A 12,622-nucleotide genomic window follows, 5' to 3' on the forward strand; every position below is an offset into this window, starting at 1 on the left:
CGCCGGTGACGACGAGTTAACCCGGTGTTGACCAAGGAGTGATCCGGGCGGATTGACCACGCTCGCACCCGAACCTACCGTCGTCAACACGGGCGTTCCCACGATCCGTTGCACACTAGTTGCCCAGCGTGAGGCCGGTGCCTGCCATGGACGTCTCATTTCTCGGCGGGCCCAGCCCGCAGCGCGGGGTCGGCGTCGTCGCCCCCTTCGACTTCGCACTCGACCGCGAACTGTGGCGCTGGGTGCCGGACGAAGTCTCCCTGCACATGACACGAACGCCCTACGTGCCGGTCGAGGTCAGTCTCGACCTGGCCCGGCTGGTCAGTGAGCACGAGACGCTGAGCGAGGCGGTCCGCACGCTCAACGCCATCGCCCCCGAGGTCGTGGCCTACGCCTGCACCTCGGGCAGCTTCGTCGGCGGCACGATGGGCGAGCGGGCCATGTGCGAGGCGATGAGCCGGGCCGGTGCCGTACCGGCGATCACCACCTCCGGCGCGCTGCTGGAGGCCCTGGTGGAGCTGGACGTACGCCGGGTTGCGCTGGTGACGCCGTACACGGTCTCGGTGACGCGGTCGCTGGAGGCCTACGTCGCCCAGGCCGGTGTCACGATCTCCGGCTGCGCCTTCATGGGGCTGACCCGGCACATCTGGAAGGTCCCCTACCGGGAGGTGGTGGAGATGGCGCGGCAGGCCGTCCGCGGCGACGCCGACGCGCTGTTCATCAGCTGCACCAACCTGCCCACGTACGACGTGATCCCGCAGCTGGAGGCCGAGCTGCGCATCCCCGTGATCTCGGCCAACCAAGTGACGATGTGGGCGGCACTGCGCCGACTGGGTACCCGTGCGGTGGGGCCGTACCAAGCGCTGATCAATCCGGCGGCGCGTTCCGGTCCCGCAGCGCCGGGGGTGGACCCCGGCCCCGTACTGCCGGAAGAAGAGCAGCAGCAGGAAGGCTGGACATGACAGCACTGGGATTTCTCTACCCGGGCCACTCCGCCGAGGACGACTATCCGCGCATCGAGCAGTTGCTGGGCAGCGACATCCGGGTGGACCTGGTGCACACCGACATTGGTGAGGACGCGCACCGGGTGGACGCGCTGCTCGAGATGGGCTCCGCCGGGCGGCTCGCGGCGGGCGTCCAGGAACTGCGGCACGCCGGTGCGGACGCCGTGGTGTGGGCCTGCACCAGCGGCAGCTTCGTCTACGGCTGGGACGGCGCGCAGGAACAGGTCCGCGCCCTGGCCCAGACGGCCGGCATGCCGGCGTCATCCACGTCCTTCGCGTTCGCGCACGCCGTTCGGGAGGTCGGGGCACGCAAGGTCGCGATCGGTGCGACCTACCCGGAGGACGTGGCGCGGCTCTTCGAGGAGTTCCTGCGTGCGGCCGGCGTGGAGGTCGTGTCGGTCAACAGCTCCGGCATCATCACGGCCGCCGAGGTCGGCACGTGGGGCGAGGCCGAACTCCTCGCCCTGGCCCGTGGCTCCGACCACCCCGACGCCGAAGCGCTCCTCCTGCCCGACACGGCCCTCCACACGGCCGCCCACATCCAGGCCCTGGAGAAGGAACTCGGCAAGCCGGTCCTCACCGCCAACCAGGTCACGGTCTGGGAGGGCCTGCGCCTGGCGGACCGGCGGGTGAACGCGCCGGAACTGGGAGCGCTGTTCACGAAGGAGCCGATCGTCCAGGCCTGAGCCGCGAGGCCAGGTCCCCGTCGCCCCCGGCGCCCTTCGCGGGCGACGGGGAGGCCTGGGTGGCGGCTGGAAAAGGGCCGTGCCCTCGAACGTGCTCTCCATGGGGGCCGGAATCGGTCCCACCCCTTCTTCGGTGCGGACCGGGGCATACGCGCACGAACACCCCCTCCGGTGCTGAGGAATGCTCAACTCCGCCACATCGCACGAAACTTCGGTTGACCGAAAGCGCATTCCCCCTTTGTCGTCCATTCCGTGCACACTGACCTCGTCCACAGCCAGTCGTGCCGTGAAGGACCCTCCGATGGCCGAATCGGGCCCGTTCAGATCCGCTGCAAGCGCTGTCCGGCTGGCCGGGCGTCTGATGTGCTGGAGCCTGGCCGCGGGCATGGCCTCGGCCGCCGCGGACGCCTTCCTCCACCCCCGGGTCCGCTGGTGGGGGTCCGTGTGGCCGCTGCCCTGGTGGCTGGTCTGCGCCTCAGCCCTCGTGTGGGCCGTCCTGCGCGCCCGCGAGAAGGCCGACCGTCCACCCCCGCAGGACAGCGTGCGCAGCGATTGGGAGCGGGCCGCCTGACCCCCGGCCGGGAATAACCGGAGACAGTCCCCTGTTACGGCCGTGACGACAGCACACGGCCCACAGCAGGAGGCACACCCCGTGGCGGCAGACGAGACACGCGGCGCGGCAGACGAGATACGCGGCGCGACATTGGGCAGCGCCCCTGTCCCTCTGTCCGTACTGGACCTGGTCACCGTAGGGGCCGGCCGCACCGCCTCAGACGCCCTGCGCACCAGCGTCGACCTGGTCCGTCTCGCGGAGAACCGCGGCTTCCACCGCTACTGGGTCGCCGAGCACCACTCCATGCCGGGTGTGGCCTCCTCCTCCCCGGCCGTGATCCTGGCCCACCTCGCCGCCCACACCGACCGCATCCGGCTCGGCTCGGGCGGCGTGATGCTGCCCAACCACGCCCCGCTCGTCATCGCCGAGCAGTTCGGGACGCTGGAGGCCATGGCCCCGGGCCGGATCGACCTCGGCCTCGGACGTGCCCCCGGCACGGACGGCGCCACGGCCGCCGCCCTGCGCCGCACGGAACGGCTGAACGAGGGTGCCGACGACTTCCCCCAGCAGCTCGCCGAACTGACCCGCTTCCTCGATGACGACTTCCCCGACGGCCATCCCTACCGCCGCATCCACGCGGTTCCCGGCCCGGTCCAGGCCACCTCCCCCGGCGGCGTCCAGTCCCCGCACCGCCCGCCGCTCTGGCTGCTCGGCTCCTCCGGCTTCAGCGCCCGCCTGGCCGGTGTCCTGGGTCTGCCCTTCGCCTTCGCGCACCACTTCTCGGCCCAGAACACCATCCCGGCCCTCGACCTGTACCGGGAGTCGTTCCGGCCGTCCGCCGTGCTCGACGAGCCGTACGCCGTCATCGGCGTCTCCGCGTTCGCCGCCGACGAGGAGCGGGAGGCCCGCCGGCAGGTGCTGTCCGCCGCGCTCAGCATGGTCCGGCTGCGCACCGGCCGCCCCGGCCTCGTGCCCACCCCGGAGGAGGCGGAGGCCTACGACTTCAGCCCCATGGAGCGCGAATTCGTCGACTCCTGGAACGCCAACGTCGTCCACGGCACTCCGGACGAGGTGCGCTCGGGCCTGGACGACCTCGCCAAGCGCACCGGCGCCGACGAGCTGATGATCACGGCCAACGCGCACGGCGGCGACGTCCGTGTCCGTTCCTACGAGCTCATCGCCGACGCCTACGGGTTGCCGACCCCCGCCTCGGCCTGAACGTCCGGCGTCCCCAGCAGCTCGGAGATGCGGTCCGGCGGCACCGGGCGGGAGTAGAGCCAGCCCTGTCCGGTGTCGCAGCCGATGCTGCGCAGCCGGGTCGCCTGCGCCGAGGTCTCGACGCATTCGGCCGTGACGGTCAGCCCGAGCCGGTGCGCGAGCTGGATCATCGCCTCGACGACGACCGCGTCGGCCGGATTCGCGCGGGCGGCCGCCTCCCGGTCGTCGTACTGGAAGCCGCGCACGAACGATCCGTCCAGCTTCAGCACCGACACCGGCAGCCGGCTCAGGTAGGCGAGGTTCGAGTAGCCGGTGCCGAAGTCGTCGATGGCGATCCGCACCCCCATGTCGCTGAGCGCCTTCAGGGTCTGCAGCGGACGGCCCGCCGAGCCCATCACCGCCGACTCCGTCAGCTCCAGCTGGAGCAGGTGCGGCGCGAGGCCCGTCCCGCCCAGGGTCTCCGCCACGTCGGCCACCAGGTCGGAGTCCCAGACCTGCCGCACCGCCACGTTCACGCTGACGAAGATCGGCGGCTCGTCCGGGTGGTCCAGCTGCCACCGCCGGGCCTGCCGGCAGGCCGTGCGCAGCACCCAGCGGCCCAGCGGGACGATCGACCCGTCTTCCTCCGCAAGTCCGATGAACCGATTCGGCGTCAGTACGCCGAACTGAGGATGATTCCAGCGGACGAGTGCCTCGACCCCGTGCAGCCGGTCGTCCTCCATGCCCACCAGCGGCTGGTACTCCAGCTGGAACTCGCCCCGCTCGATGGCCGGCCGGAGCGTGGAGGCCAGCGCCTGGCGGGTCATGCGGTGGGCGTTGCGCTCCGGGTCGAACAGCGTCCAGCGGGCCTTGCCGTCCGTCTTCGCCCAGTAGAGCGTCGTGTCCGCCGCCTGCATCAGCGCGGTGGGGGTGGTACCCGCGGCGTGCCGCTCCACGACCCCGATCGACGCCGAGACCGACAGCCGCTGCCCGGAGATGTCGAACGGCTCCTGGACCGCGCGCAGCGCCGACTCGGCCAGCTCGGCCAGCTGTTCGGTGCCCGTGGAGTCCTCCACGAGCAGTGCGAACTCGTCACCGCCGAGCCGGGCCACCAGCGGGATGCTGGTCCGTGAGTGCCCCGCCTCGTCCGCGCAGCGCATGAGGCGCTCGGCGACGGCGGCCAGCAGCCGGTCGCCGACGCGGTGGCCGAGGGTGTCGTTGATGGCCTTGAAGCCGTCCAGGTCCAGGTAGCACAGCCCGATCCGGCCCGTGCCGCTCTCCTCGTAGGACTCCGCCTCCAGCGCGGCCGACAGCCGTTCGAAGAACAGCGTGCGGTTGGGCAGCCGGGTCACCGGGTCGTGCATCTGCAAGTGCCGCAGCCGGGCCTGGAGTTCCCTGCGGGCGCTGATGTCGGCGACGGACAGCAGGACGCCGCTGTCCTCGTCGGGCAGCGGGGTGACCGTCACCTGCACCCACAGCGAGTGTCCGTCGGGGTGCTTGAGCCGGCGCGTGCAGCGCAGCCGGGACTGCCGGCCGCGCAGCACCTCGCGGTAGGCGTGCCAGGTCCGGGCGTCGGACGTGAGGTCGACCAGGTCGGCGGCGACGGCCCCGGCCGGCCCGTCCGGGCCGGTTCCGAGCAGCGCGACGAGCGCGTCGTTGGCGCTGACGACCGTGCCCTCTCGGTCCACGACCGCCATGGCGAGCGGGGCGGCCGTGAAGACCGAGCGGTAGGGCTGCCGGGACGGCGGCTCGGTACGGGGAGACGTGTCGATCTCACTCTCTGTGACGACCGGCCGGTCCAGGTCTGCCGCGGGCGCCGGCCCTTCGGAGGTTCCGCTCACCGCTCGCTCCCGCATGTATTCGATCTCTGTCCGTGCAGGAAAGGTCAGGAAAGTGTGCCGATCATAGAGGCTGGCCCCAGGGCCTTCCAGCCGGTGTCCAGTCTTCCCGGCCAACCGGCCCTTCTGCCAGATCGTTTCTGCGCGCACCTGGACGGCTTCTTCAGGCCCCCGACCAGTTGTGACGTTCTGTGAGTGCTTCGGGGATGTCGGCTTCCGCGATTTTTCGGCCCCTTCACCCGACCGGTGCAGTCAAACAGGACGCAGTATGACAAATCATCACAGGCTGGGTGCGGTGTCCCGCGATCCGCACCCGGAGGTATACCCGTGCCGCGTCCGTTTCCGCGCGCCCGACTGCGCAGCACCGCGGCCGTGTTCACCACCATGTCGGCGCTCGCCGCCACCTCCCTCGGCGCCGGCCCCTCGGCCGCCGAGCCCGGCTCGGCCGCGCCGTGCGCCCTGACCCGGACCGACGCCCATCACTCGGAGGGCCTGGACACCTGGAACGCCGCCTATCCGCGCCCGGCCCGGTCCCTGGACGCGGTCATGGTCTTCCTGTCCTTCCCGGACGCCCATCCGCTGACCACCCCGCAGGAGCTGACCGCCGACCACTTCCCGGCCACCACCCGCTTCTTCGAACAGGCTTCCTACGGCCGCTTCACCCTGCGTCCGCACGCCCTGCGGCACTGGATCCGGATGCCGAAGCCGTCCACCGCGTACGACATAAGGCGGGACTGGAGCCCCGCGCGCCGGGCCGCCTACCTGCGCGACGCCCTCGCCGCGGCCGACCCCCGGGTCGACTTCTCGCGCTACGACGTCGTGTACTTCGTCGCCGACCCGGACGCGCCCGGCGTGGACTCCGACGCGACCAAGGTGGTGAACCTGACGAGCCCGCTGCGGGCCGACGGCACCGAGCTGCGCCGGATCGTCACGGTGTTCGAGCAGCATCCGCCGGACCGGCTCGTCCTCGCCCACGAGACCGGGCACGTCTTCGACCTTCCCGACCTGTACCACCGGCCCGCCGACGGCAAGGGCGACTGGGACACGCACGTCGGCGACTGGGACCTGATGGGCAGCCAGTTCGGCCTGGCACCCGACCTCTTCGCGTGGCACAAGTGGAAACTGGGCTGGCTGGACTCGCGACAGGTGCGGTGCGTGCAGGACGCCGGGCCCGCCCGGCTGACCCTGGAGCCGCTGACTGCGGGGCCGGGGACGCCGCTGACGGGGGCGGCGGGGGCGCAGGCCTTCGGGCTCGGGCGGGGCGCGAAGCTCGCGGTGGTGCGGACGGGGGTCGACAGCGTGCTCGCCTTCGAGGCGCGGGTGCCGGCGGGCAACGACGCGGGCGCGTGCCGGCAGGGGGTGCTGGTGTACCGGGTGCGGGGCGGGGCGCAGTCCGGGAGCGGACCCGTCGAGGTGATCGACGCCCATCCACGCACCGACGCGTGCTGGGAGAACTCCGTCTACCCGCCCCTCGCCGACGCCCCGATCGGCCTCGGGGAGAGCTTCACGGTGCCGGGAGAAGGGGTGCGGGTGAAGGTGGAGGGGCGTACGGCTTCGGGGGCGTGGACGGTGAAGATCGCGGTGGGTCGCTGAGGTGTCGCGGGATACGCAAGAGGCCCCTCGCTCTCGCGAGGGGCCTCTTACCGTCTGGTGCGCCGCCAGGGACTCGAACCCCGGACCCGCTGATTAAGAGTCAGCTGCTCTAACCAACTGAGCTAGCGGCGCCTGCTGACGTCGTAGACCTTAGCACCCTGGTCGGCGGGAGGAAAAATCGAAATCCGCACCGCCGAGCGGGCCGCCCGGACGGCTGCCCAGAGCAGTACCTCGGGCCCGGGAAGCCAGGGCTGACGGGTGTCGGGGGCGACCAGCCAGCGGGTGGCGGAGCGGGCGGGGGCGGTGGTCACCGTGGAGGCCCGGCCGGTGGGGGAGGTGCTCTCGGACGGGGCCGGGACGGTCACCGCGTCGCCGGTGCCGTGGCACAGCAGGGGCGGTACGGCGTTGGTGCGGCAGGCCTCACGGGCGTCCCGGCCCCGGTCGCGGGTGCCCCACTCCTCCCACTCCAGCAGTACGGGGAGCCGCTGCGCCGTCCCCGGGGCGGCGAACAGCAGCATCCGGCCCCGGAACTCCGCGACCGGCCCCGAGCCGGGGCCGTCGTCCCACAGCCGGTCGAGCATGCGCCGGCCGAACATCGCGGGCGCGCTGACCACGTCGAAGACCGAGCCGCAGGACAGCACGACCGGTGCGTCCGGCCGCTCCTCCCAGAGGGCGAGCGTGCTTCGCGGATACGTTCCTGCCGAGGCGAGCCAGGCGGCCCCGTCCGGGGTGACATCGGAGGCGTTCCATGCGCTGCTCATGGCAGACATGTCTACCCGGCGTGAGCGTCCGGCTCCCGAGGGTTGTGCGAAATCGGGACAGGAGGGGGTGGGAGAGAGTATCTTGCCCGCCTGGCATATGCCACGTGATCGGTAAGGGGGGACGGCAGGGCCTCTCAGGCGGTGCCGCCGGGCCCCTGGCCCTCGACGCCGCCCCGCATCAGATCCCGCCCGAACTCGACCATCTTCTTGGCGTAGTCCTCGGTCCACTCCGCCCGCTCGGCGATGTCGGCCGTCGTCAGCCGGTCGAACCTGCGCGGATCGGCCAGCTGCGCCGCCGCCATCGCCTGGAACTCCAGCGCCCGGTCCGCCGCGGCCCGGAACGCCAGCGTCAGCTCCGTCGCCCGGGCCAGCAGGGCCCGGGGGTCGTCGATCGACTCGAGGTCGAAGAAGTGCTCAGGGTCGGAGGCCGCCTCCGCGGGCTCGAAGAGCAGGGGCGCGGGGCGTAGCCGCGGTTCGTTCCGACGCGGCGTGGGCTCCGCCATGTCTTCTCCTCCTCGTACGTCGCGCTGACCCTCTCGGTGGAGTGGGCCACCGTCCATTGTCTCGCGGGCGCGCAAGTGGGCATCGCGGTAGTGGGTACGGCCGCCACACCCCCCGCTGTTCGTCCGAGCCTCGGGGATACACCGCTTTCCGGCCGGATCGGCCGGATCGGCCGGATCAAGATCGCCACACCACCCGGTGTTCCGCCAGGTGCGCCAGCACCGCGTGGTTGGCCTCCCAGCCGTCCGGGAACTTCACCACCGTCCCCAACTGGACCGGCTCCGTCGACGGATAGTCGTCGAGGAGGCCGGTCACACCCGCCCGGCAGACCACGATGCAGGCGTGCCGGTGGCGGGAGGCCAGGACGCAGAGGCGGCCCGTCTCCAGGTGGAAGGCCGTGGCGTCGGGGCGGCCGGAGAGGGGGTGGAGCACCACCGTGACGTCGTACTCGCGGCCCTGCAGCCGGTTCGCCGTGTCCACGACCACGTCGGTGACGCCCAGGTCGGCCAGGGCCGCGCGGATCGCGGCCGCCTGGTCCCGGTGGGCCGTGCCGACCGCGATCCGGTCGGCGGTGAGGGGCGAGGGAACGGAGGAGCGTTCCGAGGTCGCCGTACCCGCCCGGTCCAGCAGGCGTCGTACGACCGTCGCCACCGCCCGGACCGCCTCCGGGTCCGTGCGTGGCGTGTGCCGGGCGGGCAGCTCCAGCAGGCCCCAGCCCGACTCGGCCGCCTCGTCGATCACCCGGTCGGGACCCGAGCCGTCCGACGGCACACCGAAGGACAAGGTCCGGTCGCCGGGGCCGGTCCCGCTGCGGAACGGCGTGTAGGGGTAGAACGCGTCGGAGACCAGGGATGCCGCGGAGGCCGGAAGCCGCCAGGACACCGGCAGGCGGTGCTGGGGCAGGTCCGGGTTGTGCGCGAGCAGCGTCGTCACCGCCGATGCCGACGGGTCGTACGCCAGGCCCGCCCACTGCTCGCTGCCCACGATCGCGAACGGATCGAGCTGCCCCGGGTCACCCACGAACAACGCCCGCTCGAACAGCCCGGCCACGGCCAGCAGCGCGTCCGAGCGCATCTGGTAGGCCTCGTCGACGATCGCGTGCCGCCACGGCTCGTCCACCTTCACGTGCGCCCACTTCGCCGCCGTCGAGAGCACCACCGCCAGTCCGGCGAGGTCGGCCGCCTTCGCCGACGTGCGGACGTTCGGCAGGTCGTCGAGCGCCTTGTCGTACGGGTCGGAGTCGCTGCTGTGCAACCGCCCCACCGGCAGCTCGGGGCTCTTCTCGGCGAGCCGCAGGACCAGGTCGTCGACCTGGGCGTTGGTCTGCGCGACCACCATCAGGGAGTGGCCCGCCTCCGCGAGCTCCAGGGCCGCCCGGACCACCAGCGTGGACTTGCCCGCACCCGGCGGGGAGTCCACGACGACACCGCGCGCGGTGCCGTGCAGCGTGTCGTGCAGGATCGCGTCGGTGGCCCGGGCCGCGGCGGCCGAGGGGTCGAACACCGTGGTCACAGCACATCCTCCTCGGTCACCGGGTCCGCCGCCTCCAAGGTCGCCTCGCCCGGCGGCCCGCCGTGCGTCCACGGCGTCTCCTCAGGGTCGGGCAGCTTCGCGCCGCCCCGCTGCTCGTGCTCGAAGAGCGTGAAGCAGACCCGGTCGCCCTTCTCCGGCACCGACCCCGGCTCGGGCTCCTTGCCGCGGCCCATCTTGTCGAGGACCCGCAGGACGAGGCAGGCGCCGTCCTCCTCGGCCGCGACGAACTCCGCCGACTGCGGCTTCCCGCCGAGCGACCGGTACACCTTCGTACGCTCGCCGAGATACGGCCGGTCGTCCGTGCGCACCGTGACCAGGGGGCGGGGGCTCGGCCGCTTGCCCTCGCTGTACGCCATCACGACATCGGTGACCTCGCCCGCGAACGCCTCCCCGGACAGCCGCCGGCCCGCCATCACCAGCGGGTCGTCGAGGGCCTCCTGCGCCTCCAGCCGGGCCTGCTCGCGCTCGCGCGTGGCGAGCTTGTTCGCCGCGGTGACCGCGTCGTCGCGGCGCGGCTGCGGCGGCTCACCGGCCAGCACACGGTCGCGGTGGCCGGTGAACGACCAGCGGTCCCGGGTCCACCGCTCCTCGACCCGCGCCCCTTCGGGCAGCTCCCGCAGCAGGTCGAGGCCCCGCCACACCGCGTCCCAGGTGGGCCGGGTGCGGCTGAGCACCAGGTCCCGGATCTCCCGCTCGGCTGCGGCCAGCGCACCGAGCCGGTCGTCGGCCTCGAGCCCGTCCTCGGCCGCGGCGAGGGCGGTGCGGGCCCGGTCGTACCGCTCGATGGCCGGGGCGAGCAGCTTGTTGTCGAACGCCGGGTCGGTGGCAGGACCGGCCGGGGGGCAGGTCAGCTGCCCCTGCGCGTCCCGTTCCAGCTCGGCCCGCAGCGCCGCCTCGGCACCATCGGCGCCCTCCGGCGGGTCGATCCAGGCGAGCAACGCCCCCAGGTGCTGGTCCTCCAGGCTGGACTGCCCGGTCACCCAGTGCCGGCCCAGGACGTCGGTCATCGCCAGCAGCAGCGAGGAGCCGGGCACCCGGGCCCGCTCCCCGAAGTGCGTCAGCCACCGCCCGAGCAGCGGCACCCGAGGCGGCGCCGGATAGGGAGCCTCCGGGTCCTGCTCGGCGGTCCGCCGGAACCGCATCGAGCGCCCGAGCAGCCGCACCAGGTCGATGCCCGCCCGGCTCGGCACGATCAGCTGCGGCGCGTCCGCGCACAGATCCACCTCGACCTTGACACGCTTGCCGGTCTCCGGGTCGGTCTCGGTGCGCTCGGCGGCCTCCACGGCGTCGGCGTATGTGTCGACGTACGGCAGCACCACGTCGGCCAGTTCGGCCAGGAACGCGAACCTCAGGTCACGGTCCCGGGGCTGCGGGACGGCCAGCAGACGCGGCGCGTCCCGGTCGGTGCCGACCAGCGCGCCGAGCGGGGCACCGGCCTCACCGGCGGTGGCCAGCGGCACGAACACCAGTGGGCGGTCGCCGAGATGCCGGTGCCGGACGGTGGCGGCGGGCTGCGCGCGGCCCGTGCTCACGGCTTCGAGGCGAGCCAGGGTGGAGATCAGCGACACGCCGCCTCCAGTGCCTCGGCACGCAGGGCGGCCGCGCGCCGCAGCGCGGCCACGGCCGGGTCGTCGGGATCGCCGGCCTCGCCGCGCGCGGCAGCGAGGACGTCCTCGACGGTGGTGAGGCCGCCCAGCTCCGCCCGTACGGGACGCCCGAGCGCGGTCACCGCACCCTCCTGGCGCGACCGGGTCCGGCAGTGGAAGGCCAGCTCGCACGCGGACAGACACTCGGGCGCGTACGTCGCCGGGACCGATTCCACGGCCGCCGTCAGCGCCTCGGCGGGCAGCTCGGGCGAGAAGCAGGTGCCCTTGGGCAGCGCGTCGGCGATGTCCTCGATGCGGGTCAGCCGGGCCAGCTGGCGGGCCGTCACCGCCCGCTGCTTGCGGATGTCGACGGCGGACGCGGCCGGCTGGTTGGAGAAGTCGCGGGGGCAGACCAGCAGGACCCGGTGCCGCACCCGCGGCGTGGGCACGGTCGCCCCCTCGGCACCGGCGTCTCCCTCCGGCTCCCCGTCTCCCTCCGGCTCCGCACCGCCTTCCGGCTCGGCGCCGAGCCGCGTGGCGAGCTCCTCCAGGGCCAGCACGTACACCGCCGCCTGGCGGGCCGCCGCCCCGACCTTCGCCGGGTCCGCCGAACCGTCCAGCAGCGGGAAGGACTTGATCTCCACGACCGTCCAGCTGCCGTCCGGGTGCACCACCACCGCGTCCGGCTCCAGGAACGCAGGGGAGCCCGCCACCTCCAGCGCGAGCATCGGATGGTCGAGCAGCGTCCAGGCGCCGGGGTGCGCGGTGGCCTCCCGCAGCTCCAGCTCCGTACGGGCCGTACGCCCCCGGGGGCCGGTCGCGGTCAGGTCGGGCACGCGCGCGTCGACGGGCGGCTCGGCGGACCGGTCGAGCTTGTCGTGCACCAGCCGCAGCAGCTCCGCGCCACCGTCGGCCTTGACCTTCGCCTCGAAGGCGTTGCCCCGGGTGAGCGCGAACTGCGACTGCCCGAAGGCCGACGGCGAACCCAGCGCGCTCGCCAGCGCCGCCTTGTTCACCCCCGCGCCGTCGAGGATCGCGCGCCGGGCACAACCGGGGTTGGCGGCCAGCGCCGCCAGAGCGCGCGCGTCCAGTGCCTTCGCGGGTACGTCGTGGCCGCGCAGCTCAGCGAGCCGGTGCCGGAGCGCCGTCCCCCGCGTCCTTGGGGGAGGCACCCGGCTCGGCTCCCGCTCCGAGCCGCGACTCGCGCTGCCGTGGAATTCGCTCACCCGCGGAAGTCTGGCATCCGCCACTGACAATCGAGGAACCCGCGGCGGAAGAGGCTGCGGGGGAGCCGGTGGGAGACGGGGCGGGGGAGCCGGTGGGAGACGGGGCGGGGGGGTCCGGGGGGGGGGGGGGGGGGGGGGGGGGGG

The 12,622-nt window shown here is 73.2% G+C and carries 11 protein-coding genes, 1 tRNA gene and 1 pseudogene; 5 read left to right on the forward strand and 8 right to left on the reverse strand.

Translation table 11 applies throughout. The annotated features are described in order from the left end of the window. The first annotated feature begins 146 nt into the window (after positions 1 to 146). The 4 genes from ADK65_RS11820 to ADK65_RS11835 all read left to right on the forward strand — a co-directional run bounded on the left by ADK65_RS11820 (position 147) and on the right by ADK65_RS11835 (position 3,461). Positions 147 to 962: an aspartate/glutamate racemase family protein gene (locus ADK65_RS11820; protein ID WP_053669937.1), complete on the forward strand. Its 816-nt coding sequence runs from the start codon at positions 147 to 149 to the stop codon at positions 960 to 962. Beyond that, complete coding sequence (locus tag ADK65_RS11825; protein WP_053669938.1) at positions 959 to 1,690, forward strand: aspartate/glutamate racemase family protein; 732 nt, start codon at positions 959 to 961, stop codon at positions 1,688 to 1,690. Before ADK65_RS11820 ends, ADK65_RS11825 begins: the two co-directional genes overlap by 4 nt. 301 nt (positions 1,691 to 1,991) lie before the next feature. Further along, complete coding sequence (locus ADK65_RS11830; RefSeq protein WP_053669939.1) at positions 1,992 to 2,261, forward strand: hypothetical protein; 270 nt, start codon at positions 1,992 to 1,994, stop codon at positions 2,259 to 2,261. 81 nt (positions 2,262 to 2,342) lie between these two features. Next, positions 2,343 to 3,461, forward strand: coding sequence for an LLM class flavin-dependent oxidoreductase (locus tag ADK65_RS11835; protein WP_053669940.1), 1,119 nt, complete (start codon positions 2,343 to 2,345; stop codon positions 3,459 to 3,461). On the opposite strand, the gene ADK65_RS11840 is transcribed toward ADK65_RS11835, so the two are convergent. Further along, positions 3,431 to 5,296 (reverse strand): putative bifunctional diguanylate cyclase/phosphodiesterase, encoded by a 1,866-nt coding sequence (locus tag ADK65_RS11840; RefSeq protein WP_053669941.1) that lies wholly within the window; start codon positions 5,294 to 5,296, stop codon positions 3,431 to 3,433. The two genes, ADK65_RS11835 and ADK65_RS11840, sit on opposite strands and share 31 nt — an antisense overlap. A gap of 309 nt (positions 5,297 to 5,605) precedes the next feature. On the opposite strand from ADK65_RS11840, the gene ADK65_RS11845 reads away from it, so the two are divergent. Beyond that, positions 5,606 to 6,871, forward strand: coding sequence for a M6 family metalloprotease domain-containing protein (locus ADK65_RS11845; protein WP_053669942.1), 1,266 nt, complete (start codon positions 5,606 to 5,608; stop codon positions 6,869 to 6,871). A 55-nt stretch (positions 6,872 to 6,926) separates the two neighbouring features. On the opposite strand, the gene ADK65_RS11850 is transcribed toward ADK65_RS11845, so the two are convergent. The 7 genes and pseudogenes from ADK65_RS11850 to ADK65_RS39205 form a co-directional block, all read right to left on the reverse strand. Beyond that, positions 6,927 to 7,003: transfer RNA gene (locus ADK65_RS11850), tRNA-Lys, on the reverse strand. After that, positions 6,994 to 7,632 (reverse strand): bifunctional DNA primase/polymerase, encoded by a 639-nt coding sequence (locus ADK65_RS36620; RefSeq protein WP_063788004.1) that lies wholly within the window; start codon positions 7,630 to 7,632, stop codon positions 6,994 to 6,996. The genes ADK65_RS11850 and ADK65_RS36620 overlap by 10 nt, the downstream gene beginning before the upstream one ends. A gap of 134 nt (positions 7,633 to 7,766) precedes the next feature. Further along, positions 7,767 to 8,135, reverse strand: a complete 369-nt coding sequence (locus tag ADK65_RS11860; RefSeq protein ID WP_053669944.1) for a hypothetical protein — start codon at positions 8,133 to 8,135, stop codon at positions 7,767 to 7,769. 175 nt (positions 8,136 to 8,310) lie between these two features. Next, complete coding sequence (locus ADK65_RS11865) at positions 8,311 to 9,645, reverse strand: AAA domain-containing protein (RefSeq protein WP_053669945.1); 1,335 nt, start codon at positions 9,643 to 9,645, stop codon at positions 8,311 to 8,313. Beyond that, the gene (locus ADK65_RS11870; protein WP_053669946.1) at positions 9,642 to 11,234 is read right to left on the reverse strand and encodes a hypothetical protein; all 1,593 of its coding nucleotides are present in this window, start codon (positions 11,232 to 11,234) and stop codon (positions 9,642 to 9,644) included. Before ADK65_RS11870 ends, ADK65_RS11865 begins: the two co-directional genes overlap by 4 nt. Further along, the gene (locus ADK65_RS11875; RefSeq protein ID WP_053669947.1) at positions 11,225 to 12,424 is read right to left on the reverse strand and encodes a hypothetical protein; all 1,200 of its coding nucleotides are present in this window, start codon (positions 12,422 to 12,424) and stop codon (positions 11,225 to 11,227) included. The genes ADK65_RS11870 and ADK65_RS11875 overlap by 10 nt, the downstream gene beginning before the upstream one ends. Beyond that, positions 12,375 to 12,622 (reverse strand): annotated as a pseudogene (locus ADK65_RS39205) (hypothetical protein); the annotation flags it as partial. The pseudogene ADK65_RS39205 and the gene ADK65_RS11875, both read right to left, overlap by 50 nt.

Origin of the sequence: Streptomyces sp. NRRL B-1140 (genome assembly GCF_001280065.1) — a bacterium.
Taxonomy (GTDB): Bacteria; Actinomycetota; Actinomycetes; order Streptomycetales; family Streptomycetaceae; genus Streptomyces.

Excerpts from the sequence above, each read along its gene's own strand:
- ADK65_RS11820 (WP_053669937.1), top strand. The coding sequence starts at position 147 with ATGGACGTCTCATTTCTCGGCGGGCCCAGCCCGCAGCGCGGGGTCGGC.
- ADK65_RS11825 (WP_053669938.1), top strand. The coding sequence starts at position 959 with ATGACAGCACTGGGATTTCTCTACCCGGGCCACTCCGCCGAGGACGAC.
- ADK65_RS11830 (WP_053669939.1), top strand. The coding sequence starts at position 1,992 with ATGGCCGAATCGGGCCCGTTCAGATCCGCTGCAAGCGCTGTCCGGCTG.
- ADK65_RS11840 (WP_053669941.1), bottom strand. The coding sequence starts at position 5,296 with ATGCGGGAGCGAGCGGTGAGCGGAACCTCCGAAGGGCCGGCGCCCGCG.
- ADK65_RS36620 (WP_063788004.1), bottom strand. The coding sequence starts at position 7,632 with ATGAGCAGCGCATGGAACGCCTCCGATGTCACCCCGGACGGGGCCGCC.
- ADK65_RS11860 (WP_053669944.1), bottom strand. The coding sequence starts at position 8,135 with ATGGCGGAGCCCACGCCGCGTCGGAACGAACCGCGGCTACGCCCCGCG.